The sequence below is a fragment of the Spirosoma flavum genome, assembly GCF_042686045.1.
In the GTDB taxonomy this organism is placed as follows: domain Bacteria; phylum Bacteroidota; class Bacteroidia; order Cytophagales; family Spirosomataceae; genus Spirosoma; species Spirosoma flavum.
In genome coordinates, this window is record NZ_JBHUOM010000043.1 from 17,331 (window position 1) to 41,776 (window position 24,446).

Annotated in this window: 23 protein-coding genes and 1 pseudogene; 10 read left to right on the top strand and 14 right to left on the bottom strand. The window is 40.8% G+C overall.

Annotation, left to right across the window (positions count from 1 at the left end):
• Positions 1-251 precede the first annotated feature (251 nt).
• The 7 genes and pseudogenes from ACFS25_RS28340 to ACFS25_RS28370 form a co-directional block, all read right to left on the bottom strand.
• A pseudogene (locus ACFS25_RS28340) lies at positions 252-1,163 on the bottom strand (IS3 family transposase); the annotation flags it as partial.
• An 11-nt stretch (positions 1,164-1,174) separates the two neighbouring features.
• A complete protein-coding gene (locus tag ACFS25_RS28345) occupies positions 1,175-1,552 on the bottom strand; it encodes a transposase (protein WP_381508055.1) in 378 nt (125 codons plus the stop codon).
• Between the two features lie 99 nt (positions 1,553-1,651).
• Positions 1,652-2,089 (bottom strand): hypothetical protein, encoded by a 438-nt coding sequence (locus ACFS25_RS28350; protein WP_381508057.1) that lies wholly within the window; start codon positions 2,087-2,089, stop codon positions 1,652-1,654.
• A 379-nt stretch (positions 2,090-2,468) separates the two neighbouring features.
• Complete coding sequence (locus ACFS25_RS28355; protein WP_381508059.1) at positions 2,469-2,942, bottom strand: hypothetical protein; 474 nt, start codon at positions 2,940-2,942, stop codon at positions 2,469-2,471.
• 298 nt (positions 2,943-3,240) lie between these two features.
• Positions 3,241-4,179: an ArdC family protein gene (locus ACFS25_RS28360; protein WP_381508061.1), complete on the bottom strand. Its 939-nt coding sequence runs from the start codon at positions 4,177-4,179 to the stop codon at positions 3,241-3,243.
• Positions 4,180-4,392: 213 nt separating this feature from the next.
• Complete coding sequence (locus ACFS25_RS28365) at positions 4,393-4,647, bottom strand: hypothetical protein (protein WP_381508063.1); 255 nt, start codon at positions 4,645-4,647, stop codon at positions 4,393-4,395.
• Positions 4,648-4,669: 22 nt separating this feature from the next.
• Positions 4,670-6,718 (bottom strand): toprim domain-containing protein, encoded by a 2,049-nt coding sequence (locus ACFS25_RS28370; RefSeq protein WP_381508065.1) that lies wholly within the window; start codon positions 6,716-6,718, stop codon positions 4,670-4,672.
• Between the two features lie 190 nt (positions 6,719-6,908).
• Here ACFS25_RS28370 and ACFS25_RS28375 point away from each other — a divergent pair, with 190 nt between their 5' ends.
• Entirely contained in the window at positions 6,909-7,595 is a 687-nt protein-coding gene (locus tag ACFS25_RS28375) for a hypothetical protein (protein WP_381508067.1), read from the top strand.
• Positions 7,596-7,620: 25 nt separating this feature from the next.
• Here ACFS25_RS28375 and ACFS25_RS28380 read toward each other — a convergent pair whose 3' ends face one another.
• Positions 7,621-7,752, bottom strand: a complete 132-nt coding sequence (locus ACFS25_RS28380; RefSeq protein ID WP_381508069.1) for a hypothetical protein — start codon at positions 7,750-7,752, stop codon at positions 7,621-7,623.
• A 243-nt stretch (positions 7,753-7,995) separates the two neighbouring features.
• Between ACFS25_RS28380 and ACFS25_RS28385 the strand changes: the two genes are divergently transcribed.
• From ACFS25_RS28385 to ACFS25_RS28425, 9 genes are all read left to right on the top strand, one after another.
• Positions 7,996-8,352 carry a hypothetical protein gene (locus ACFS25_RS28385; protein WP_381508070.1) on the top strand — a complete coding sequence of 119 codons (357 nt, stop codon included), beginning with the start codon at positions 7,996-7,998 and terminating at the stop codon, positions 8,350-8,352.
• A 291-nt stretch (positions 8,353-8,643) separates the two neighbouring features.
• Positions 8,644-11,112 carry a VirB4 family type IV secretion system protein gene (locus tag ACFS25_RS28390; protein WP_381508072.1) on the top strand — a complete coding sequence of 823 codons (2,469 nt, stop codon included), beginning with the start codon at positions 8,644-8,646 and terminating at the stop codon, positions 11,110-11,112.
• On the top strand, positions 11,109-12,044 hold the full coding sequence (locus ACFS25_RS28395) for a hypothetical protein (RefSeq protein WP_381508073.1): 936 nt from the start codon (positions 11,109-11,111) through the stop codon (positions 12,042-12,044). The genes ACFS25_RS28390 and ACFS25_RS28395 overlap by 4 nt, the downstream gene beginning before the upstream one ends.
• Positions 12,045-12,062: 18 nt before the next feature.
• Entirely contained in the window at positions 12,063-12,689 is a 627-nt protein-coding gene (locus tag ACFS25_RS28400) for a hypothetical protein (protein WP_381508075.1), read from the top strand.
• The gene (locus ACFS25_RS28405; RefSeq protein WP_381508077.1) at positions 12,689-13,483 is read left to right on the top strand and encodes a DUF4138 domain-containing protein; all 795 of its coding nucleotides are present in this window, start codon (positions 12,689-12,691) and stop codon (positions 13,481-13,483) included. Before ACFS25_RS28400 ends, ACFS25_RS28405 begins: the two co-directional genes overlap by 1 nt.
• 12 nt (positions 13,484-13,495) lie before the next feature.
• Positions 13,496-14,659, top strand: coding sequence for a conjugative transposon protein TraM (gene traM, locus ACFS25_RS28410; RefSeq protein ID WP_381508079.1), 1,164 nt, complete (start codon positions 13,496-13,498; stop codon positions 14,657-14,659).
• A gap of 8 nt (positions 14,660-14,667) precedes the next feature.
• A complete protein-coding gene (locus ACFS25_RS28415; protein WP_381508081.1) occupies positions 14,668-15,900 on the top strand; it encodes a hypothetical protein in 1,233 nt (410 codons plus the stop codon).
• A gap of 3 nt (positions 15,901-15,903) precedes the next feature.
• Positions 15,904-16,257, top strand: coding sequence for a hypothetical protein (locus ACFS25_RS28420; RefSeq protein ID WP_381508084.1), 354 nt, complete (start codon positions 15,904-15,906; stop codon positions 16,255-16,257).
• Positions 16,236-16,736 (top strand): hypothetical protein, encoded by a 501-nt coding sequence (locus ACFS25_RS28425; protein WP_381508086.1) that lies wholly within the window; start codon positions 16,236-16,238, stop codon positions 16,734-16,736. The genes ACFS25_RS28420 and ACFS25_RS28425 overlap by 22 nt, the downstream gene beginning before the upstream one ends.
• Before the next feature lie 335 nt (positions 16,737-17,071).
• Here ACFS25_RS28425 and ACFS25_RS28430 read toward each other — a convergent pair whose 3' ends face one another.
• From ACFS25_RS28430 to ACFS25_RS28455, 6 genes are all read right to left on the bottom strand, one after another.
• Complete coding sequence (locus ACFS25_RS28430) at positions 17,072-17,560, bottom strand: hypothetical protein (RefSeq protein WP_381508087.1); 489 nt, start codon at positions 17,558-17,560, stop codon at positions 17,072-17,074.
• Positions 17,561-17,998: 438 nt separating this feature from the next.
• Entirely contained in the window at positions 17,999-18,607 is a 609-nt protein-coding gene (locus ACFS25_RS28435) for a hypothetical protein (protein WP_381508089.1), read from the bottom strand.
• Between the two features lie 86 nt (positions 18,608-18,693).
• Positions 18,694-19,968, bottom strand: a complete 1,275-nt coding sequence (locus ACFS25_RS28440) for a hypothetical protein (protein WP_381508091.1) — start codon at positions 19,966-19,968, stop codon at positions 18,694-18,696.
• Between the two features lie 582 nt (positions 19,969-20,550).
• Positions 20,551-21,819: a Y-family DNA polymerase gene (locus ACFS25_RS28445; RefSeq protein ID WP_381508092.1), complete on the bottom strand. Its 1,269-nt coding sequence runs from the start codon at positions 21,817-21,819 to the stop codon at positions 20,551-20,553.
• Positions 21,816-22,283: a LexA family protein gene (locus tag ACFS25_RS28450; RefSeq protein ID WP_381508094.1), complete on the bottom strand. Its 468-nt coding sequence runs from the start codon at positions 22,281-22,283 to the stop codon at positions 21,816-21,818. The genes ACFS25_RS28445 and ACFS25_RS28450 overlap by 4 nt, the downstream gene beginning before the upstream one ends.
• Positions 22,284-22,461: 178 nt before the next feature.
• Entirely contained in the window at positions 22,462-24,360 is a 1,899-nt protein-coding gene (locus ACFS25_RS28455) for a type IV secretory system conjugative DNA transfer family protein (protein WP_381508095.1), read from the bottom strand.
• Positions 24,361-24,446: the final 86 nt, after the last annotated feature.

Here is a 24,446-nt window from a genome sequence, read left to right on the forward strand (position 1 = left end):
GGCCAAAATTGTGAACGATTAAACTGAACGGGTTTATTGGACGCAAAAAGGGATGTCTCCCACCCCTTCCCTCCTACCCGGCCACCGTTCATTTAAACGTCCGAATGATTTCTGGACAAGACAGTTTGTATCGTCCTAAAATAAGTTGACCGTTGTCCGATCCTGAAAATAAGTTGTCAGTTTTGGGGTCAGCAATTTTGGTCAATAGTAATCCTGGTATAGCGTTGTCAAAATAGATGAAACAGATGGACTTACCCAAATTGGCCCTGGTCTCGGACAACCTTGGACCGTTTATATACCTTCGGTTTCCAGTGCTTTTTAAGCGGATGCTCACTCTGATGAGCCATCACCGGAGTCAGGTAACCACAGCTCATGTGCGGGCGCAGGTGATTATAATTGTAAATACTTTTTTCAACCGCCTTCTCAGCCTCCTCAAAAGTAACGAACACTCGGTTCAGCCGGAAATCCGTCTTTAATATTCCATTCACCCGTTCAGCGATGGCGTTTTCATAAGGGTCGCCTTGCTGTGTCATGCTAATCAAAATGTTCGCTCCTTTTAACTTGCGAACGTAGTCATAACTACAATATTGGCTGCCACGGTCTGAATGATGAATCAATTCATCTTCCCTTTCCAAATGGGTAGCTAAAGCCATATCCAGGGCCTTTAAACTACCTTCTGCTGTTAAGAATGGATGCAGGCAGTACCCCACGATCAGCTTTGAATAAGCGTCCGTTATTAACGATAGATAGCCAAATCCTAACCCAATATACAAGTAAGTTATATCACTAACCCAAACCTGTCTGGGAGCATTTATAACCCTATCAATAAGCAGATTAGGATATCTCTGTAAGCGATGATTAGAATCAGTTGTCTGGGGTACCTGTCGACCCTGACGGATAACCATAGCATGATTGTATAAGATCTTGTGCAACTTGTCACGACCTAATTTGATGCCACTTTTGGCTAATGGTTCGGCCAACAAAAGATGTAATTTCCGAGTGCCCAAGCCAGGCACATCTCGTCTGAGGGCCGTCACCAGGGCCAGTACTAACATCGCATGGCTCACCGATCGCTGAGCACGTTGTTTTCTAGCATGAAATGCTTGTCGGCTCACACCAAACAGTCGGCAAAGGCTTCCGACGCTCACCTTTGCTATCTCGTTCTCACGAAGGTTTAAGACCGTTTGGTGCCAGACTTTTTTCTTATTGGCACATTTAGTTCTTTTTCAGCGGTCTCAATCATCGTGTTAAGTGCCAGAATTAACAGATTGGCCTGCTGCAGAGTCTGTTCCAGCTCCTCGTTGCGCTGTTTGAGAGCTGCCATGTCGCGTTTTTGTGCTTGCTTCATGGCGGGTAAAGTTAACAGGCCCGTCTTCATCTTCTGACGATAGAGTTGCACCCAGCTACGAATCGTGTAGCCACTATGAATGCCTAAATCTTCCATCACTTGGCTAACTTCTTCTCCGCCGAAGAGAATACGAAACACGGCCGTCTCCCGGAGTTGTTCGCTGTACTGAAAGCGACTCAGCAGGTCGCGAATGTGGTCTTCCATAGTTGTCAATTTTTGGTGAAAATTGACAACCTATATCAGGACAAGACAGTTTTTTGTACCGTGAAAGCGCGTCTTATTAGAGGAAACGATAAAAGTTTATCAAAGGCTCATTATAGTTTCAACGACTTGCGTCATTTTCTCCACCTCGGCCTGACCCCACAGACGGGGGTCTTTCTGCTTTCGGTAAAAGTTAGACGTGTCAATACCTAGTTTTTTGCAGAGAAAGGTAACCGAAATATCGGCTCGTTTAATATTATCATCAATGACAACGGTCATTTGATGGCCTAATTTGTGAGCATCCTCAAAGAGTTGGATAAGGCTATCGTCTTTTAGGAGTTCAGCCAACGCTTTTATTTCCTCAATTGGAATATTTTGCGGGTAGTTTAACCGCTGGTAATACATGTTTGCAGTTAGCCCTAACTCCTCCTTGAGTTCCCTTAGGGAAGATTCGGCTTTTACTCGGCTCTTTATTGTGGCCGCACACTCAGCCAGTTTTTGTCTGTAAGCGTTATACGCTCCTGTAATGTCAGATTCCATACTAGTCTATCTTTATAAGCATATTGACCGCTCCGGCGTACCGATGAATCTAAAGGTTGTCTGGATCTGCGGCCAGGCTACCTGTATAGGCTATTATACCATAACAAAAAGAGTTGTAGAAGAAGCCTCTACAACTCTCAATCAATTTGTTGAAACTTAAAAAGGACAACTTCTTCACAGAAGCTGAACAGTTAAGAGATACAAATATCGAGAATTAGTGAAAGATTAAGAGCCATTAACATTTGTATTTATTAAAAACAAAATCGTTACATAACTCTATTTCTCGGTAGTAGGTTGATCTAAACTAATCCAATCAACTAGGGTCACCAGTTTTCATTTTTTACGATTTTATAAAGCATCAACAAAGCTAAACCATTGTTTATGAACGCTCTGCAAAATGTATATTTTGTTGTTTACAATAAAAAGATGGTTTGTCGGCTCTGAACTTAAGAAGAGTTATACGGTGAAGTCCTGAACTGATATAATGTTTATCCTCCGAAACTAAGTAAATAATTGATGAACAATCTTTATTCCACGGCAAAACGTTAGTCGAATTGATAAGGTTGTCGTCTATCTTGGCTATATCCTCTTTTGCGTATTTGTATACTCTCCGTAGTTTATTTAATAATTGAAGCCAGTTTAAGGATTGAATCTCATTGGTAAATCCCCTTCGGAAATAGTCTATATGGCTTGAATACAGACCAACTACCTTATCAAGATCTATATTAACTCCCTGTTCTGGCTCGCCGTGGACAAACTTTACTTCTCTCAGCAATTCCACTTCAGTATAAGCAAAGGCAGGCAATTCAGTATTAGGGTACTTTTCATGATAGATGTCAAGGGATGTTTGCATCGTTCAACTATTCAAAAGATTCTTATAAGCCGCTATTATAACGGGTGAACTAACTGATTTTCAATTCAAGCTTTATACTCTTCCCAATTCATGCCACTGTATGTAGAAGCGGTAGGTCTTTGTTGACGTTATGCCACTGGTCATTGTAATAAGCTATTTCGTCACGTTGGGTGGTTCCGCTGAGGCATTTTTCTATGGAGTTAAACTTAGGTGAATTTTTAAAAAGTTCCGGCGTAGCCGGACGATTTTATTAATAATTGGCCCGAAACCGTAGCGGCTCCGGGCCTTCAATAGTGGGTTATTCTTGTTCCGGCATCTCCTGTAAATCAGTTAAGTTAGGAGCAATGAAGTTTACTGCCTTTTGTGCTTCTTTGGCTGCCCAAAAAATGAATTTTTTATCTTCTTTCAGTGACCTTAACCAGCCTTTTAAATAAGCGGCTGAATTATCAATTAGGGCTGAATTTGCAATGCCCGTAAACGTAGATAGAAAGGCGGCTCCTAACTCAGCCACTAATTCTTCTTTACTGTAGTTAGTTGAACCATACCGGCAAAGATTGGTAACACCCTCCCGGTTTAGTCGGCTCTGGTGGCCGGTGCTGTGGGTCAATTCGTGGAATAAAACATTATAGTACTCGGCAGAGGTGTTAAACTGCTCGATAGCTGGCATATTAACATAATCAGCACTAGGCACGTAATAAGCTGCATCTTTATTGGCATGACGGATGGCCGGGGCCATTGGCATACTAGCTACAATATTTTCACAGATATTAATTGTTTCATTGGGATTTTGGGCAACTGTCGGTTCAGGTAATATAAAGTCTATCCCTTCCACGTCACGGACATTAAAGACATTATAATACTTTATAAATGCGTTTTTCTTCGGCTCGGCCTGACCATCGCGGGTTACTGTCTCCGTCTTGGAATCAACAACGTTCCAGTACACGACTGGTAAACTTTTTGCGCCTTTACGAATGCTACCGCCTTGCGCCTTTGCTTGATTGAACGTACAGAAGTAAGGCACATTAAAAGGAGTCATGCCCAACAGAAAAAGATTAATACCGTGATAGCTTTGTTTGCTGAAATAATTTTTAGGAACAATACCAGACGTTGACCAAGTTTTGTACCACGGATTTACGCCCGATTCAATTCTTTCAATGAACAGGTCTGTAATTTTTTGGTAAACATCGGTTTCGGCTGTGGGAACATCCGTTCGAGGGGTGAATTTAGACGATTTCATAACTGTTTCCGTTTAAGTGTTTCAACTGATTGATTATGAAGTAAAGATACGTCTTTATTTCATATTACGCAACAGTTTTCACGTGAAATAGTGAAATATCATTATCTTTAACCCTTTTTTTCCCCTCTGTTCTTTTGTAATTTCTCGGTATGGAATATCTGTATAAAAATGAAAACCCGCCTTTTCGACGGGTCTCTAAACTGTTATATTATTTCAAATAAATGGTTCTTTACTTATGTTACTATTGGTTCTCAAGTAGAGGTTATAGGTCAGTTCGAAGGCTTTGTAAGGCGTTATTTTTAGGAATTGAGCTAAGTTATGTATTTCTTCAATGGATACGTTTTTACAACATCTTTGACGGTTTTTATACCAGGTTGTAACCTGCATGTTCATTGACTGAGCAATAATTTTATGTTTGATTCCTTTTCGCTTTACGTAGGCTTCAATTGTCTCATTTGTTGTTTTCATGAGCCTTAATTTAAAAGATGTATTACATAGACAATGAGCGTTTGCTTTCCTGCTCCTGGCTAATGTCTTGCTTCGTATCTTTTAAATCAGCTCCATCGACATTACCGGCTCCCCGGTTGGTAGCTCCCGCAACTTCTTTGTTCATCGCTGTTTGTATCTCTCGTCCAGAAGTACCTTCTCGCGTCAATTCTTCTTGATCGTACCGCTGCTCCTTGCGAACGTTGCTATGTCCTTGACTATCTACCTCAACTTTATATTCTGTCTTCCCGACTATATTACCGTCGCCATCCACTACTCGTACATCTCCTGAATTTGCCTTTGCTTCCGCTTCTGCTGCCTGTTGCTGACGGTCGATAGCAGCCGTTCCTTGCTGATTATGTTGTTCATTTACACGTTTTTCAAATTCGGGCGTTGCTACAACTCTTTCGTTCTCTCGGTCATAATGAGCTAACACTACCTTCTTTGACCCCTCATTTGTCCTGATCTCCATATAAGCAGATACCTCTTTTGCGTCTGGTCTTTCCTGAGCTTTTTCAGCTACTGCATTATAAGCATCGACCTCTTTATTATAGCGCCCTGCAATATGCTCCCTACTATTCTGTTCTTGATAAGAAACTATATATGGGTTAGCCCGTTTCAAATCTTCATTATAGTCTTTCTCAGCCGGGCGCCGTACTTCCATGTGATTTTCTAAACCACGTTCTTTAATAAGAGCTTGCTCAACGCTGATAAGATTTTCCCGGTTGGCAATAAACGCAATCTCTATTTCTGACGAACGAGAACCGTTTTGTACAACTACGGCCCTAGCTTCCCTCTCGGCTCCATCAGGTATGCTTTTATTAATGGCAGTAGTAAAGCGTTCGGCTATTTCCTTTAACCGCTCTTGCCCTTCCTGCTGATTTTGGTGATTGATGGTTATAAGTAATCGTGCGTCGGTACGATCATGTATATTCAACTGAGCATGTGTATTCTCACTTTTTTCAGTAAGGTTTAGCCGACCGGCTATATTGATATTTTGCTTTACCCCTCCGGGGTCATTGTCATTAGCCAAGACCACTTTCTCAGCTTGACTTTCCTTAACTAGCTTTTCGATAAGTACGGGTTGATCTCTGGATATATTACCGGCTGTAGCTATATATAACCGCTTTTCATCTCCTTTAGGCGGGTTAAGTTGATGATAGGAAAGCGAGTCAATTGGGCTTTCGTGTATAACAACTGCGTTAACTGGTCGCTTGTCAAAGTCCGTTCTAGACGACCAAACAGCGTTTTCTTTCGGTCGTTCAATACGGTTATATTCTTCGTTACGATTAATAGACGCTATAACGTGTTCTTCATTACGAAGGGGAAACGATGTATTAACGATTATCCGATCAGTAGCCCCTTCGGGAGCCTTATATCCATAAGTGTTTTTTAGGGATTCTAAGTAGTTGGCTGGCAGTTCGTTCGTGTCTTTAACATGATTCTGAACAGTCTTTAATTGATCGAAAAAGGGCTTAGAATAGTATTTCTCCAAGCCTATTTCCTGAATCTTAGCTTTATCCGCTTCGGCTATTGGAGCCATTTTACCCAATTGATTGACTCCATTTTCTAAATGCTGTTTATAGCTGAACTCCTTATTGAAAATCCTATCCTTAAACTCGTCAGCATGGATAGTAGTCTTATTGATACCCCTACTCTCTAAATACTCAGTTTCTGTGATAGGCTGAAACTTGAAATTATGCTGGAAGGCTTGGTTATGAGAATGTGAGTTGACTTGCTGCGGGAGTTGGCGCTCTTGGGGGACTTCACCGACGTAACGGGCTAATTTATCGTTGATGTCCTTCCACTCAGCCCCGTTTTTGAGCCTTTCAAAGCTGATTACATCTCCCCTCTCTTTGGAATTATTAGGCGTATAGAAATAATCATGCTCTTGCCCCTTATACACGACTATAGTGTCTTGGGTTTGCCCCTGGCTCTTCTTGTCTAGTACGGCTGCTGTAGCAGTCGATTTAGCGTCGTCTTTCTCCCATCCTTGACGCTGGGCGTACTCGGATAGGTCTATCCGCTTCTTGTACTCATCGAAGGTCGTCATAAGTCATTCTTTAGATTTAATGCCTGTACACTAAAATGCTATTTTTTTCTACCATTCTCCAAATAAAAAAATATTTCTTAATGAGTAAAAAAAGTAGCACACAATTCTAATAAATTTTTTCCTATACTTGTTAAATATTTCAAAAAAAGCCGCCAAATAACCAATATGTTGCACTTTTACTAATTGTAATATGATTAAAGTGGGAAGTTTAATCAAATGGCTACCAATATGCCTAGCATCAGTAGGAGTATTTTTATACGCTTTTAGTGGTAGAAATTTTGCCCATAACTTATTTACTTTTATCATTGGTGATTCTTATAATCTTGTGGGCTTATCCTTAGCAATACTGTGGCTAACATGCTTAGTATGGGTAATCATCAAAGGTCGGCAAATAGAAACATCTGAGGGTGAAAGTTCAGGCAGTCTTTTTAAAATAGCTAGTGTCCGCGAACACCATCTACTTCACGTATCAGCAACACCGTATAACGAGCAAAGCAGGCAAGTCATAGCAAGGTTCAATCCTGATCCAGCTAAAGGACAGGAAAAAGATAATAACAAAGGGCCAGCCGTAAAACAGGAACACCAAAATAACACAAGCATAACCGGCAACTTCCCTAACAATGGAAAAAAAAAGGAGCAATCAAAAGAGGTAGCAAAAGAAGCTGAAACAAATACCGAAGACAATAAAAAATCAGCTCCTGATTCCAAGCCTGCTGAGGTCTCAAACAAACCAACAGATTCTATCGACAAAGGCCCACTTGCCGATGTAAATACAAGTATTAAAGGGGTAAGCCTACTCGATGAGGAAAAAGCAAATAAAATAAAAGGAAGATTGAAATTTTACGGACCAAAGCGTAAAGAACCCCAAGAAAATTAACAACCAATCAATTATCAATTATGAATCACACAACATCCTTTTTACTCGACAATAATGCGTTGGCAAAATCGCCAATACCCAACAAATTATTAATGGAAAGCACGTACATAAACACATTGGAATCCATGTGTAGTTCGCTGTTAGAAAACCTGATCATGATCTTTATAGCAATAATAACAATAGCCATAATAAGACAGTCATTCCGATTAATAATACTTAAAGGTTTTAATTATAACCAACTGAATAGCCTATGGAAAAATAGAGTAAGTGTAGCGCACAAAAATTAGGAGACGTAACTGTTTTTGTTGCATTATGTTGATTTAAATTTTCAATAGTAATGAAGCAGATTTTCCGATTAACAGTTTTTTTAATTAATGTTCAATAATAACCAATTACAATTATGTTACTCACAAAAAAAGAAAATGCAAAAAAAGTAACTCGCACAGTGGGTTTTATCATTATTGCGTTCGCCTTGACTTTAATTGCACCTGACGCAATGGCTCAAGGCGGTGTAGCTGGCTCCGTTAAGAATATCGCCAAAATAATTCAGACTTCGGCCAACGTCTTATTTATTATTTTAATGGTAGTGGGCTTAATTCGTACTGTAGCGGGATTCATTTCAAATTCTCCTAACGCAAGCAAGAATTTACTTATGCTAGTTGTCGGTGCAATTCTATGGTTCGGCTTTAACACGATTGTTGAAGATATTACCTCCTCAGTAGGTAGCAGTTCATCAGGCGGCTACGAAGGAAGGTAACAATTAGCCCTATGGAAGTCAGAAAATCATTGGAAAAAAAGACCCTAATATTAGGAATTGAAATACGTGATTTAGGAATAATACTGGGGCTTTTTTTCGGAGTTATGATTCTTATAAATATTGTACGGGTGTTCTTGCCTATTTCAGTGTGGTACAATATCGCGGGAATTGTTGCAATAGGTGTATATGTGGGGATTGTCAGATATGGGTTAAAGAATAGGCATCCGTCTTATATAGTAAGCTTACTCTCATACCATTTCTTTCAACCAAAGCAAATCTGGATGAAAAAGTTTGATTTCATCGAAAAACGCAAAAAATCCAATGGTAAGCAACGACACAAACACTAGAACTATTGATGACATCATACCAATATTCTCGGTAGAATCGAATCAATTAGTGTTGAAAGACGGTCGTATAGCAGTAGGTTTTTCCGTCTCTGGTATAGAGACGGAAAAACTTAATGCAAAACAGTATGACTACCTAAACACGTTAATTTATGGAGCGTTAAAAGTTTTACCAGAAGGTACTATTGTTCAAAAACTTGACACTTACTACTTTAAAGAGTATGGTGAATCGACGAAGAATAAGACGTACTTTCAACGTAGAACTATAGAGCATTTTGCGGAACGACCAATACTAGTCCATGATAGCTATTTATTTATTTCTATTGGACAAAGTGTAGACAGGGAACGTAATGCTGCAAATACATTATTTGCTCTAGGGAAAAGTGTAATAAAAAATCCCTTTGAAAAGATTGCAGAAAGACAGGCTTCTATTGAACAATTGGCCAACGATTTCATAATAACCATTACGTCTTTTGAAGGAATTTCTTTCAACCGTTTAGATGACCAACATCTACAAGATGTATACCTCCAATATTACAATCTTGAGTTTGATTCAGATAACCAGCCTACGGATTCATTAAGGACGTTTACACCCTGCTCAACTCACGCGGCTATTGGCGAAAAACGAGTTAATGTTATTACTATGTCTGGTCAGGGTGGGCCGATAGAGCCATTTGCCCGGAATAGACAAAATATTATGTCGCCCTGGATATACCCCATTGCTAACTATCTGTATTTCCCGCACGTACTGAGTGTATCCATCAAGGTAATGAATAAAGACAAGGTTCTGTCTGGTATGGACACAACGGCCAAAGTTATTCAAAACCTTGATTTCATGATGACTCAGGACAACCGAATTAAACGGGAAGAAATATTAGAGTTTACAGAAGAAGTAAGGAGCGACAATAAAAACATAGTTACAACGAATGTCAGTGTAGTAGTGTATTCGAGCAATGATTATGAAGTTGAAAAAAACATTCAACGGACTGTTGCTGCATTTCGGGAAATGGGTTCTTCTGAGTGCTTTATAGAAAGTATTGATACCGCTAACTTATTTATCGCTAATGCTCCGGGTAACTCAGACCAAAATTATCGGTGGTTGACTATGACCGGGGATAATGGGGCGGTATACTTAAATTTTATCACAAAATATACGTCTGATCTTAAAGGCGATTTACTTACTGATCGCTCCGGTGAACCATTATTAGTAAATCTTTTTAATGAAGATTTAGAGAATCAAAATGCTGTCGTTGTTGGTCCTACTGGTAGTGGTAAATCTTTTACAATTGCCAACTTTCTAGTACAGCGGTTTGATAGAGGAGAACCCCAAATTGTAATAGACGTAGGCGGGACATATTTAAGTGCTTTCACAGCTTTGAACGGAAAGTATTTTGAATATGACCCGGAACGACCCTTGAAGTTCAACCCCTGCTTGGTTCAACGTGAACTGGACGGTACATTCACGTTAAACAATGACAAAAGTAACTTTCTAACCAATTTAATAACCGTCATTTGGAAAGGCCAAGACGGGGTAATACGTCAGCATGAAAGGTCTGTATTGAATGAGTTAATACTACACTACTATCTAAAATATAACGAAATAGTAAAGAAAGATTCCAGCATTATATTACTGCCTTCCATATCGGGATTTTATGAATACATCATTGATTACATGGATTCCCATAGCGAGGATTTAGAATACAAAAAGCAAGCGGGTTCTTTCAATTTTAACGAGTTTCTTTTATGTCTTAAGCCTTTTGCTGTTGGGCAATATAAAGAAGTGTTAAACTCGGATGAATACGAAGATTTAGCAGCTTACAAGCTGATTTGTTTTGATATGAAGAAGATTAAGACAAATCCTATTCTTTACCCCGTTGTTGGCATGTTAATTACAGAGTTAGCCGCTGACCAATTAGCTCGTTATCCTAAAACCAACAAATGGATTTACATGGATGAAGCTTGGTCAATGCTTTCTGATACCATGACTGATTTTATTGAATTGATGTACCGGACTATCCGTAAAAACAATGGTAGTATGTGTATCATCACTCAGGGTATTAATGAAATTATGACTTCACCCATTGGTAAGGCAATTAAAATTAATGCGGCTACCAAAATAATACTTCGCCATACTGACACGGAAGAAGTAGGCACTTTATCTAAAGAGTTTGCTTTTACTCAGCATGAAAAAGAAAAAATCCTTTCACTTTCGACTGCACCTACTCACAGAGAGATTTTCATAAAACAGGGTGAATATGGTAAAGCATATCGTGTAGACGTTCCTTTTGCCGTACAAGCTATTTTAACATCTAAACCACGTGAGCGGGAAATGTTAAGAGACCTCACAGCAGAGTACGGTGATATTTTTGCGGCAATCAGACAATTTGTTGAACTAAAAAAGACAGGAAAATTATGAACACGTTAAACCTCATTTTACTTCAAGCTCAACAAAACATTGGAGAAATGTTTTTTGCGTCTGCAATAGTACTTATCAAAGGCATTGTTACAAAATGCTTGACATTTATTCCCTTAATGCTATTTGTTCATTTAGTCATTTCACTTACTAAAATGTACCTTGGTGATATGAGGTTTGACCCCTCCGCATTAATCAAAGTTATTGCTATTTGGATTTGCGTTGCAGCTTATGAGCCGATAGTATACGCTATTTATGATGCGACCTCTTGGTTCAATGCGCTGGTAAGCAACGTTGATACTGATATTATGAAGTCTTTAAATACACTCTCAGAGACAGGTTATTTAAAGCAGCATACTAAGGAATTTTCCTTCCCTAACGTCAAAGTCCCATTTGATGATATGACCTCTTTTTTTACCTGGCTCATATTAGCTGTAGAAAACGGGCTTTCAATGATTGTACGCTTATTTATCGAGCGTATACGGGGAATGTTAATTGCCTTCATCCTAGCGTGTGGTCCTGTTGCTTTCACGATCAGCACCATACCGGGCTTTGGTGGCACTATCGGCCATTGGCTACGGATTTTCCTTTCTACTGCTCTTTGGGGGCTAACTCTCGGTATTCTGGATGCTATCATGGTAGGCTTTATTTCAAAATTTACTATTCCTACCGGAACAACTCTTTCAGAAGCATCAGCGGTGCTTGATTTATTAGTCGTAAATGGAGCCGTAATCTTAATGTACTTGAGTGTTCCGCTTCTAACCTCTTTTTATATCGGTAGTGCGGCTTCGTCGTCTTTCCTACGAGCGGCCCAGGGCGCGGCTGGTGCGGCTACAACGTTTGCTGGTGGTGCGGCGAATAAAGCACTAAATGACTATCGGAAGGATCGGGATAAGAAAAAGGAGCGGCAACAGCAATTACAGGAAAGTAACTAACCATAACATCAGCCAACGATGGTAACAGATAATAATAAGCTCGGTGTAGCGGTCAATTTCAGCAAAGCATTTACGGCTTTGAAATGGATTACAATTGCCGCTGTGATTCTGCTCTTTGCTTCCAATGCTTTTTGGGGCTGGACGTATTCAAATAGCTTAAAGCAAGCTCGTCAAACGGTGTATGTCGTTTCTGATAGAGGCACTACCGCTGCGGTTGAATCTCCCACCGCTACCCCTAGTGTCTACGAAGCGAGAAACCATGTCAAAGACTTCATGCGCTTGATGTTCAGTCATGATGCGGAGACGTACAAAGATCGTATTGACTTAGCGATGAAGTTAATTAACCGGCAAGATGGGTTAGCCATTTTCCAAACCTTCCGGGAAGGGAAAGTACTGGAGAATTATAATCGGTATAATATCCATACTGAACTCGAAATAGACAGTGTAAAGGTGAATGTAGCGACTGAACCGTATTCAGGTATGGTCTATTCAAAACAGAAAGTTATCTACCCTGACGAGGTACAATACGTTCCCGTAGCGGCAAAATTCCTCCTGCTTCAAACCTACCGATCTGAGGACAACCCATTTGGCTTGCAGATTAAAGATTTCAATTTCATTCAATATAACCCCAAATCAGAACCATAATGAAAGCGATTATAGCCCTGTTCCTTTGGGGCAATCTGCTAACTACGCAAGCTCAAAAATTAGATACTATCAGTGTAACCAGTGAGGGAACTAGCTACCTGATTTTTGATGAGCCAATTAGTTTAGTCAATCTAGGTACGAAAGCGTATATAGGTAAGGTTGAAAAAGACCGGATGCTTTTTTTAAAAGCTCTTTCTCCTAACACTGAGCCTACCACCCTCCTTGTTCAAGCGGGTTCAACTCTGTTTACTGGCTACGTTCGATACGTTAAAAAGCCTTCTAGGAGCTTCTATGATTACCGGATAATGGACGAAAGTAGTAGTAGTAGTCCAGCAGCAAGAAGCGTGGTTTCATCCCTTGCTCCAACGATCAGCAAGTTAGTAAAGATGAAAACAGGCAAGCCCAATGTCAGTGTTCGGGAAGTAAAAGACGGTGTAGACATCGAATGTATACAGGTGTTCAATGATACGCAACGTACCTATTTGAAGCTGGCCGTTAAAAATACGACAACAATAGCCTACGTGTTGGATTTGGTGACGTTCACCTATAAAGAACGTTTACCACGTCGGTTAAGAAATAAGGTTGCTCCTCAATATGAGGAAATGACACCAGACGACAGAATAGAACCCGCTCGGATAGAAGCTGGTAGGATCAAATACTTTTATTACTCCTTACCGCTCTATTCTACTACTGAATCGGGATACCTGGAAATGATTTTTCGGGAAAAAGTTGGTGCGCGGGTAATCACCCTTGAAATACCGGCTAAAAAAATCATGACTGCATCTCTACTCTAAAACTTCTCAAATATGAATGTAACGGCCAAAATAATAGACATTCTCGGGCTAAGGAAACAGCCCGAAAACGCTTCCTCTGTTCCCGCTGAAAATCCAGGAACGGTTTCCGCAACTAGCCAACGATTACAAAGTATCGCGGCTAAGAATAAGACTACGCTTTTAGCAACTGCGGCTGTTGTATTGATCGCTGGTGCTTTGTTTGCATTGCGTCAGGTAAGCACTGGCCTAAGAGGGATGCATATAACCCCATCTGACCCTAATCTATACAAAACGGTCAAAACTAACGTCGGCAAATCCAGCATGGTAAGCTCGATGGAAACAGAAATCAATAACAATAGTTTGAGTGGCAAGGGGCCATCTACTGAGGTTAGTATGGTCGCTCAAAAATGGAACTACAAGCCTGTAGGTTCAATACCAGCCAAAAAGCTGCTCGACACCAGTAAGGTTAATGCAACTATTCCGGTCGCTTTATCTTCAGTTACGGCTCCTCCTACTTCTTCCATAGTTGCGCCCAAAGAACGGATTGTTGTTAGAAATGTCTATCCGAAGTCGAAGCGTAAGGAGAGACAAGCTGAGGTTTACGACCCGTTTAATACCGTTCGTGTTGGTGAAAGTGAACCCTCATCTACTCGTACTGCTGCGGCTCCTCCTGTGGTTACAGCTTCTTCAGCTATAGAAGCCGAAGAAGTACGCTTTATTCCGGCGGTAGTGTATGGCAAGCAATCTCTTAGAACAGGGTCTAAGGCTCGGTTTAGAACTACGGAGTCCGTGACCTTTCAAGGTGTTTATATACCCCGTAATACAATCCTAACCGCTATCACTTATCTAGGTTCTGGCCGGATTCAGTTTCAAGTCCCTACACGTGTCGTAGCTGGGCAAAAGTTGCCGGTAGATTTAATGTGCGTTGATAAAGATTATCAATCAGGCATAACCTATAACTATGATTATGTAGACGACAATATGCGACAAGTAAGCAGCTCAACTGTCAATGACGCTGTAAACGGAGCTACTTCTTATCTGCCCTACAGCTCTGCGTTCGGTGTAGCTGGTGCTATTGGTAGTTCTGCGGTGCGTGGTATCACTAATGCTGTTACATCAGGTAAACGGCAACGCTCGATGCAACAAGTAGAAATTCAGGACGGATATCAGGTCTTTTTCAAATCAACCAAAAATTAATAACAGCGATGAAACGTAAATTCATGTTAGCAGGCGTTCTCTCATTCTTCATGCTGCTTGCCCGACCAGCTAGAGTAGAAGCTCAGATTGCCATTGATGTAACAGCCATTCAGCGGCTGATTGAGCTGAAAAACTTGGTTGATAAAGCGAAGAAACAGCTTGGCGAGTTACAGAAATCGAATACCATCAACAACGGTACTCGTCAGAATACCAGCGCAATACTTGAAACACAGGTTGAAATTGAAAACCTGCTCCGGCAAGCGAATGAGTTCTTGAAAGTTGCGGCAAAATTAAATCAATTCTCTGATGTTGCCACGTTCAACCATTTCGCAGATTTCCATACGGTTTCCTATTCTGAATACATACAGCCGCTTCTTTGGGACCAAGCCTATATTTTCAGTAAGGTACAATCCGATCAAGCGTTGGGCGAAACTGATGGTATGAAATTATATGATTACATACAGACAGGGCGAACGGCTGAAAGTCAGGCGGAGGTAAACGACCTGGGGGAATACTTTGAGGTTAAAAGAAACTCCCTTAACCGGACGTATGGACTGCAAACGGTCATGCAAAAGCGCAAAGTTCAACAAGCACTGACGTATTATAAAATGGCTGAGGAGTTGGAAAAGAAGGCGTTTGCAATGAATCTGGCCGTTAAAGGCGAAATAAAGGGCACTCCCTTAATGGTGGCTAACAAAGGATTGTTTACTACAGGCTCATTAGCTGATGGTAGCGTTTACGGAGATCCGTTCAACTTTGATAATACCTGGAGTGATGGGGCTATGTCGAACCTCATCTCACTGTTTTCTGGCGGTTCGGGAAATAGTAGTAATGGGTTATTGGGCAAGATTCATGATTTGTTAGAAACCAAGTCTGAAAAAGAAATTGACAAAGCTGTCAATGACATGGTAGCACGTGCTCAGGCGGATGCTCTCAAACAGTCAATGTCTTCATTTCAGGGGGGGGCAAATGTTGATTATGCGTCGTATTCAAATGCACCCGCTATAGGTGCTGCGGCTTTCGGTACATCCTCAACGGCTACTGGTTTACGCATGACTACCGGCGAACGAATCGCCAACCAGAAAGGCGCATTAGACCTTTATGTGAAAGCGGCTGAACTTCGTCAGAAAGGGGATGAATTAATGTTCGAAGCTGTTCAGCGAACACCCGAACAAAAGTATGTAGACGGTATGCGCGAACGAGCCTTTCAACGCACTGCACTGGCAGCAGTTAAATTATAGGTTATGAAAAAGGCCATACTAACACTGCTAGTAGGCGCTGTTCTAACGGGGTGTTCAACGAATCCGAACACCCCTGAACATACCTGCGAGGTTTATATGAGCTGCATTAATGCTCAGAAATGGGAGTCCGCTACTCAATTCCTTTTCGACTCTACTACCTCCCTACTACAGCTTTCTCCATTGATGACCAAGAATTTCCAGTACAAGAAATTCAAATTTGTGAAGGCTGATTATGGTCAGGATTCAAGTCGTGTACGCGTAAAGGGAGTATTAATTTATGCCGATGAGACCTACTTAGATGCTGTTTTCTTACTGGAAAAAACTCAATCGAACTCATGGAAAATAAAATCAATCTAAAAAAACAGTTACCATTAATAACGACTGTACTAGTTTGTCTGATAGGCTTTTCTGTCCTAGTGGCTGAATTAATCGTGCATTTTTCGTCTAGTCGCAAAAAAGCAAATACAGCTCTTGAAATGGTAAGCACTGTTGAACCTAAACAGGTTCTAAAAACTGTCTATCAAAATGCAAATAATTACTTTGCAGGAGATTCAGTTGCTATGCTTCATTCGATGACTGTTCACTGTTCAAAGCCATTGGTTCAGGTATTTAATAAGACTCCCGGAATTATGGAGTATACCTTTGCTAGAGAAACCCGTAATGGTCAGTTAAAGGCCATTGATGTTATCTCGCAAGAGTTCAAAGGGGCCGATTCTGCCATAGTGAATGCAAGAGCTTTATACAATGATGGTACAACAAAAAACTTTAAACAGTACTTCATCAGAGAAAGTGGCAAATGGAAATTAGGATTGAAATACGGATATGATATACGATAGCTTATTCTCTGCTAACAATTAACCAAAAACAAAATAGTGGGTTTAGCCAAACAAACAGGGACGATTCTCCCATTAAAGGGCTACCTATAGCGAATGAAATGTAGTCATTTACGCCAATTTCTCATGCGTTTGCCGGGGGTAGCACACTGTCGCTAAAACGATAAAAAACACGCTTCTTTATATGCTTGCCTATCCACCCAACGCCAACGGGTGTTGATGGTAAGAGCAAAACTCAACTGAACAACCGTACTTGAACCTTTACACACCCGTTTGGTTGGGCTGAAAACTGTCCTGTGAGACGTTCTACCTGTCGCACGAGCCACGCGGAGCGCAAATTAACTATTCAATTTTTTCCCCTCCAGTTTGAATCTTTTACTGTGTGAGGAAATAATGCCCGCTGCTCTTTCTAATTCCTCACATGCTTCATCTATTTTTCCCTTTACATATGCAGGGAATTGGGCATCTTTCGTGTCGTAGCTACTGTGCAAACTGTATCTGGGTTTCTCGTCGATGAAAAAATCCACATCGCGCATCATTTTGCCTATCATCGGAAGTTGAAGGTCAAAAACTTGAGCAAGTTCAGGATATTTCTCCTTAAACGGCTGGGCAAGCTTGTCAGCTACATTTATAATTCCAATGAGTTCATAAGCTTCTCGCCGAGGTACTACTCTACCTTTAAACTTCTCTCGTATATTATCTAATAAGGTAGCAATATCGTTTAGGGCTACTGACAGATGACGCTTCTGTCTTTTTGGAAGCCCTAAAATCAAATTCACCGAGTCCCAGAATATATCCCAAACGTCTTTAATTACTCCCATGTCCATGTTTTCAAGTATTTACGTTTTTAATTTGTCTACTGCGACCTAAACAGATTTCGTTTACTTTCCCAACTAGGGCGTTCGCGTTGTCGACCGAGACCCCGAAATGGAAGCCCAAAGCTGCCCTTGCGGGACGTGCCACCTGTCGCCGAGACACCGGCACACAAGCAATTACTTGGACGGGCCACCCAACACCCACAAGTGTTGATGGTGAGTAAGCTACTCAAAAAAACGAACGTACCTCAACCTTTACACACCTGTTTGAGTTGGGCTGCAAACTCTCTTTTAGGACGTGCGGTCTGTCACAGGAAAGCGACCCCACGCGGAGCGGACAAAACGCACCTTCCGCTTTTTTATGCTCAGAGCTAAACATAACAACCTAACCAATACCTCTTTTTGCAAAGTGTGAATTTCTCGATGGGAAATGCGTTTGTTCGAAGCGAATCAATAGGGTGGTACTCCTACATAAGTATCCCATTGCGGAATTGCCAATCTAAGACCTCCATTGCCACTAGTAGCCGAGTTAAAAACTTTATCAGCAAGAGCACTACCATCTTTCGTAGTAATATCAAAAACAGCAAAACCTAAGCTGGCTAGTGCCGCTGCAATACGCACAGGAGCTGGACCTGCACGCAGTGCTATCTGAGTCAATACACTGCTAATGAGTAAAGTTGAACTTTTTTGAAAAGCTGCTTGATAATTACCTTGTGCAAAAGAAGTCCCTAAATCAATGAATTTGAATCCTGCCGAAATTTTACTAAGTACAGAGCTCATGTGTTCCATTTGTTCAACTATATCTTTTTCAACTTCTACCCCCAAAGTTGCAGCTTCAACCAGTTTTTCAAAAACATCCTTGTCTTTATCGAAATATCCAACTGCATCTAATAAAGTATACTGTGGATTAGTCGGTTTTGAGGAAAGGCTCGGTCCATTTCCATTACTATCATGTCCACCGTGGGGAACACCGTCGTGGCCGGGTGTAGGTGTAGCGGGTCTATCGGCAGTTACGACAATACGTTCAGGTTGATCTTGCGAATTCGAATTCGCGTACATACTATGAAAATTAGATGTGTGGTTTGAAGTCGAAATTCTTAGCATTTGCGAAAGCCTTGTGTGTAAAGGCTATTTAAATTCTCTGATTAAAAAGTTGTTTTTCCTACAATTATAATGTCAAGTAATATATCATCAATACCGGAGAAACTTTCAACTTTATTTAAAGGAGAATCAATCTTAATTGACCAGTTTCCCTCTGGATCTGTGTCATCATCTGAGGAGCCGATAGGACTGGCATTGCAAAGGGAAATAAGGCCGCCAATCTCGACTGGTGAAGTAGATTTTCGATTTTCGACACGACCTAACAAACAGAGAGGTATAGCAGTCTGATCAATTGGTTTAGGTTTGCCATTTTCTCGGTAAAAAACGGCCTGTTTTGGAACACCAATAGTTATTGTCCACGGAAATAAACCAGCACTACCAATTATTGAAGCGCCAACTCCGCGTACTCTAACGCTAACATGGGTTCTAAAAAAATCAGAAGGAATATGTAAAGGTAAAGGCGTATCAAAGTTTCCTAATTTATTCCATTGCTCATCGCCTAGTAAATATCTTACCGAGACAACACGAGTAAAACCTTGCTCTAACTGCTGATACGCAATCAACCATTCTATAGCTTCACTGTTCCAAATGGCTAAGCTCGAAATCAAATTTTTCTCTTCCTTTGGAAAGTTTTTTTGCTCATATCCATAGATTGATTCAAGCCCTTGTTTTGCAACGGCTAAACGGTCGTAAGCATCTTCATAGTTACGTTTCAAACGTTCTTTGACCGCATCAATACGAATAGAAAGGTCAAATAACCCACCACTTTTTGTTTGCTCTCTTTTCTGATCATGCAAATGACGTCGAGTACCTATTTGTGTCTTACTGTTACCCTCATCTTGATTCACCCAAACTGCTTTGGTACTTAATAAGTCGGCTCTAGAGTTTCTCTGTATTTCTTCAATATTTTTTTCAACCAATCTTTGTGATGCTTGCTCGTATGGTATAAGCCCCTCACCAGACGCGCCACTATTGCTATTATCGTAAGCACCTCTTGCGGCTTTCTTTGATTGCTGGAAATCATTTTCCGAATCTTTTAAAAATTTATTTTCAGAGTCAATATAAACTCGATCTCTATCAAAATAGGCATTATCGCGTTTCTTTTCTTCTAACACAATACTATCTAGCTCAGCCTGTAAGTTTAACTGAAATTGTTTCCATTCAAAATTAAGAGTGTTATACTCTCTCTCTTCTGCTAGACATCTTTCCAGTAAATCAGCCGATTGATTCAACAAAGCCTCAACGTGCCATATACGAAATTTTGAGGATAGCTTATGGGCTAAAGGTTTGTATTTTAGTAGTGTGCTCGTTAAAGTCATGATAAAAATTGATTTAAAGATTAAATTTAAAGGATTAAAAAATGTGGCTGACCGGGACGTTTTCTGTGTCATATGCGACCTGCCGAACAAGAAAAAAACCTGACCTCTGGGACGTGCAACCTGTCGCCGGAATGCTGACGAGCGGAACCCGATGAATTTGCACCCAACAAGTTATTGTATGCAATTACGCTTAATATCAAACTAATCTAAATCAGTCAGTTAGTATTAAGCGTTACGGTATACCCCACTATTGATCTTATCATTAATTAATGAAGAATTGCATACAACGATAGCTATTTCTGATCAGACTCATGTAGATCCAATGATCAGAGTCATCACTTTAAAGGCCTATTTATTGTGCGGTAGTAGGAGACTCGGAAATTCAACACGGTTTCTAGTACTATCAGAAGGTGGTGTTGTTCTCAATCATCCAACTAAAAGGTATCAAAAGGACAAATGATGAATGATAAAACTAAACGGCTTTATTGTAGACTAAAGTTTGTTTGGGCTACTTCTCTCTTCCCATCCGCCTTCCAGAAAATCGTCCGTTTCAGTATGAGTATAAGTACCCACTTTTCTGAACTATTTAGTTATTCTTAAAATCTCGTTCCAACGAGTAGTATAACGTCTACTTAAAAATTTGCTGCGTGGTTTCCAATGGTCGCTATATCCTTGAGCAGCAAAGCGTATTTTATCTCGTCCATACTTTTCATTCAGCATATCAATCGTCTTACTGACAACCCGTAGACGCTCATCAGGTACTTCCGTGAAAAGGTTCGATTGTTGAAAGTCCTCTGGTACGAAACCAGAAAGCATAACCCCTACCCTCTTGTAATGATAAGCAGGTTTATAGATGGAATTTAAAACGCCAATCGCGTACTGAAGTAGTTCCGGCGTGGCACTGCTTGGGTGCGGTAAAACGACGGATTGATGATTGAAATACTGTGGTTCTTGTTTCCGAAAGGGATTGGTTTGTAAATAGACCGTAAGTAATCGGGCGGCTGATTGCTGCCTGCGTAATTTCTCAGCGCAACGGACCACATGCGTTGTTAAAGCTTCCTGAAGGGTTTTTAAGTCGTCCACAGGCTTACCAAAAGTAGGTGATGTTAGGATCGACTTTTTAGGTTGTGGGTATCGCTGGATTGATCGGCGGGGGTTTCCTCGCAATTCATCAACCAAGCGTAAACCATCAATGGTCATGTGTTTTTGAATCCACACATCATGACACTGTGTTAAGTCATAGGCGGTTATTATGCCATTCTTTTTTAGTAACTGGTTGTATTGGTGGCCGATGCCCCAAACCTCGCCACAGGGGAAGTCTGATAGGGCGTTCTGAATCTCGTTTGGATTACTCAGTTGCAAAACCCCGTTGTGTTCTGGTCTTCGTTTAGCGAACCAGTTAGCAACTTTAGACAATGTTTTATTCGGTGCTATACCGACTGATACCGGCAAACCAAGCCACTGATTTACGGTACTCTTGATCTGGTGAGCAAACATTGGTAGATCAGAATATACTTGCTCATAAGTAGTTAAGTCCAAAAAAGCCTCGTCTATTGAATAGATTTCTATCTCCTCGACGAACTGATTTAGAATCCGCATTAACCTTGCTGAAATATCGCCATAGAGGGTAAAATTTGCGCTTAGAAGCTGTACGTTATGCTTCTTAACAAGCTCAGGCAATTTAAACACAGGCTCACCCATTGGTATTTTTAGGTTCTTAGCCTCGTTTGACCTGGCAATAACATTACCGTCGTTTGAACTCAAGACAACGACAGGTTTACCTTCTAGATCAGGCCGGAATATCCGTTCAGCACTTACGTAAAAGTTGTTGGCATCTACTAAGAATATCATGGGATGATGGTGGGTTTTTGGAAGAAAAACGTAACCAGCCCAAACAACTTAAAGTCGTCGTGTTCATGGACATAGATTGGTGTGTAATCGTCATTAGCAGGCATTAGAACAACCAAGTCGCCTATTTTATTGACTCGCTTAACGGTGAACGCTCCGTTGACCCAAGCCACTATTACAGCTCCCTTCCTGGGCTTCTTACTGCGATCTACGATCAGCCACGTGCCGGGCGTTATGTGGGCATCAATCATTGAATCTGACTCGACGTAGACGAAGTAGGTAGCATCTTTGTTATCAATGCATAATTCGTTTAAATCGCACCACTTCTCGATATGTGAATCAGCAGGATTTCCGAAACCTGCGGCTACGTGAGCTGAGAAGAAAGGTATAGATAAAGTGCTACTTGACTCAGCCCGTACAAAACATTCCAGACGTATCTTATCATTGGGGTGAATCTCTGCTTTCATGCTATGGCAGCTAATTTTTACGCAACATACCAAGTTCTAATACAAATCAAATACAATTTCATAGGATATATGTTTTACATATAATATAAACTTACACTCCCTTTTTCTCTAATTAGAAAAATGCACTCAAAAAAAGACCGCTTGAATCAAGCGGTCTTACCAATTAGTTTGCATCCATTTACTTAGTTGACGCTCGTAAACTACTGGCTATCAATAAGTTTTCATTTACTGGATCAATCTGTCCTTTTATGATAGCGTTACATTCTAATCGGATTCGTTCAAAGTTCAAATCAGCGTCAACGTCTGTGTAGAAAACAGGCAATGGCTTGTTAGTACCTGTGGGAAAATTGTAGGTTGGTAGCTTTAAGCGGGTATGAAAGACCGGCTCGGCGGCTTCTGCCGTAATACCAACAAACTCCCCTTGTTCCATACGGTTAACCTCGTGGGGTTTGAACAATGCCTTATCCTGAATAGAGAAACTTACCCCCTGGCTGCTTGAACCGCTTTTGGTATCCAAGCTATTAGGATTACTGCGGTTCTGGCTTTCGTTTCGTTGTAGCATTTCCTCCTTACCAAATAATTTACTCACATACTCACCCGTTTCAATGTTTGGATTCTTACCAAACATCTGTGTATTTAGGTTCGATATGATTGCATAAGCTTCTTCTTTTCCATAAGCTTTAACCATCTGGCTAATATCCTGAGCCATGTATATAGTGGCTACTTTGTTACTTCTGCCCGTTGCTGGAAGATCGGATAAATTAGGAATGTAACACTGTGGCCCTTCATCCAAGAGAACCATGCTATGTTCTTTGTCCGGGTTGTTTAACTGCTTGATCGACGCTGTGATAATTAAAGAGACAACCGGAGATAGAGCCTCTATAATGTCCTGCTTTGTACCAATACAAAGTAGTTTAGGTTGATCCTTGCTGTTAAGATTAATATCGAAATCGTCACCCGATAACACCCAAGCGATCTCTTGGGTATTCATTCTGCCCAACGCATTTTGCAGGGTTCCGTACTGGCCCGCTAACTGTGGTTCAGCTTTCGTTTTGATAGCTGTGCTGACGCTGGCTACAATCGTTTTAGTCTGGTAGTTCGTTTCTAATAAACCGATCAGTTGGTATACGTCATGACCTAAAATCATGTTCAAAACGTGAGGTAATGTGCAATAGTCGGGGTAGTGAGTTTTCATATACCAGATTACTCCCGCTAGTATGGCGATGGCCGATGTATCCCAAAAGTCTTTTTTTCTGATTGCTTCTCGATTCAACGTACAATAGAATGCGGCTGCAAACTCATACGCATAGGCTTGAAAGTGTAACAGTTCCGGCAACAGGGGATTAATGCGGTGACTCCTTTTCAAGTCAACAAAATTGACAACTACCAAGTCTACTTTACATTCACTGCGGCTATAGTGATTATATGCATACTCAGTTAACGAGGGAAATTTAAAATCGAATAGAACCCCCGTATAGTTCTTATAGGCCGCTTGAGCTATAATCTGCTGCGCTACGGATGCCGTTTTACCAGAACCGTTAGAACCAATGATACCTACCCCTCGTGCGGGGTTTGGAATGTTAACCCATGTTCCATTAGCTCCCTGAAAGCTAAAAGAATCCGGGTTATCAATTCTCTTTTTATCAGTGGGTATCTTATACTTAGATTGTTCTCCCTTCAACCAGTGAGTTAAAAAGGGCGTTGACGGTAATACTAATAACAAACCAGCAATCTCGAAGTAGTAACTGTACGGGAAGATATCTGCTTTGAATAGCAGTAGACAACCTAACGCATAACAGCCAGCGATCAACAGCAATGCCATCTTATCAACGCTGAATATACTTTTTTGCTTCTTCTTGTCTAACTCAGCTTGCAGAGTGGTATCAGGTAATAGATAGCAGAAAGCATACATAATCACGAGTAAGGCCCGGACATAGATCCCGAACTTAAAGACCTGCTGAATGACAAATGAATTGAATTGTAACGGGTCGTAGTAAATAGCAACCTCTACCCCAAAGAGAGCTAACAAAAAAAGTGTAAAGCTCCAGACCCCAATTTTAAGCTGACTTATGACCATCGCTTTTGAGATTAAGTGTTCAGAAAATTTTTAAGATTCAGTAGTGTCGTTTGAGCGATCACGGTACTTTCTAAGTTTAGTTATGT

Excerpts from the sequence above, each read along its gene's own strand:
- ACFS25_RS28345 (WP_381508055.1), bottom strand. The coding sequence starts at position 1,552 with ATGGAAGACCACATTCGCGACCTGCTGAGTCGCTTTCAGTACAGCGAA.
- ACFS25_RS28350 (WP_381508057.1), bottom strand. The coding sequence starts at position 2,089 with ATGGAATCTGACATTACAGGAGCGTATAACGCTTACAGACAAAAACTG.
- ACFS25_RS28355 (WP_381508059.1), bottom strand. The coding sequence starts at position 2,942 with ATGCAAACATCCCTTGACATCTATCATGAAAAGTACCCTAATACTGAA.
- ACFS25_RS28360 (WP_381508061.1), bottom strand. The coding sequence starts at position 4,179 with ATGAAATCGTCTAAATTCACCCCTCGAACGGATGTTCCCACAGCCGAA.
- ACFS25_RS28365 (WP_381508063.1), bottom strand. The coding sequence starts at position 4,647 with ATGAAAACAACAAATGAGACAATTGAAGCCTACGTAAAGCGAAAAGGA.
- ACFS25_RS28370 (WP_381508065.1), bottom strand. The coding sequence starts at position 6,718 with ATGACGACCTTCGATGAGTACAAGAAGCGGATAGACCTATCCGAGTAC.
- ACFS25_RS28375 (WP_381508067.1), top strand. The coding sequence starts at position 6,909 with ATGATTAAAGTGGGAAGTTTAATCAAATGGCTACCAATATGCCTAGCA.
- ACFS25_RS28380 (WP_381508069.1), bottom strand. The coding sequence starts at position 7,752 with ATGATCAGGTTTTCTAACAGCGAACTACACATGGATTCCAATGTGTTT.
- ACFS25_RS28385 (WP_381508070.1), top strand. The coding sequence starts at position 7,996 with ATGTTACTCACAAAAAAAGAAAATGCAAAAAAAGTAACTCGCACAGTG.
- ACFS25_RS28395 (WP_381508073.1), top strand. The coding sequence starts at position 11,109 with ATGAACACGTTAAACCTCATTTTACTTCAAGCTCAACAAAACATTGGA.
- ACFS25_RS28400 (WP_381508075.1), top strand. The coding sequence starts at position 12,063 with ATGGTAACAGATAATAATAAGCTCGGTGTAGCGGTCAATTTCAGCAAA.
- ACFS25_RS28405 (WP_381508077.1), top strand. The coding sequence starts at position 12,689 with ATGAAAGCGATTATAGCCCTGTTCCTTTGGGGCAATCTGCTAACTACG.
- traM (WP_381508079.1), top strand. The coding sequence starts at position 13,496 with ATGAATGTAACGGCCAAAATAATAGACATTCTCGGGCTAAGGAAACAG.
- ACFS25_RS28415 (WP_381508081.1), top strand. The coding sequence starts at position 14,668 with ATGAAACGTAAATTCATGTTAGCAGGCGTTCTCTCATTCTTCATGCTG.
- ACFS25_RS28420 (WP_381508084.1), top strand. The coding sequence starts at position 15,904 with ATGAAAAAGGCCATACTAACACTGCTAGTAGGCGCTGTTCTAACGGGG.
- ACFS25_RS28425 (WP_381508086.1), top strand. The coding sequence starts at position 16,236 with ATGGAAAATAAAATCAATCTAAAAAAACAGTTACCATTAATAACGACT.
- ACFS25_RS28430 (WP_381508087.1), bottom strand. The coding sequence starts at position 17,560 with ATGGACATGGGAGTAATTAAAGACGTTTGGGATATATTCTGGGACTCG.
- ACFS25_RS28435 (WP_381508089.1), bottom strand. The coding sequence starts at position 18,607 with ATGTACGCGAATTCGAATTCGCAAGATCAACCTGAACGTATTGTCGTA.
- ACFS25_RS28440 (WP_381508091.1), bottom strand. The coding sequence starts at position 19,968 with ATGACTTTAACGAGCACACTACTAAAATACAAACCTTTAGCCCATAAG.
- ACFS25_RS28445 (WP_381508092.1), bottom strand. The coding sequence starts at position 21,819 with ATGATATTCTTAGTAGATGCCAACAACTTTTACGTAAGTGCTGAACGG.
- ACFS25_RS28450 (WP_381508094.1), bottom strand. The coding sequence starts at position 22,283 with ATGAAAGCAGAGATTCACCCCAATGATAAGATACGTCTGGAATGTTTT.
- ACFS25_RS28455 (WP_381508095.1), bottom strand. The coding sequence starts at position 24,360 with ATGGTCATAAGTCAGCTTAAAATTGGGGTCTGGAGCTTTACACTTTTT.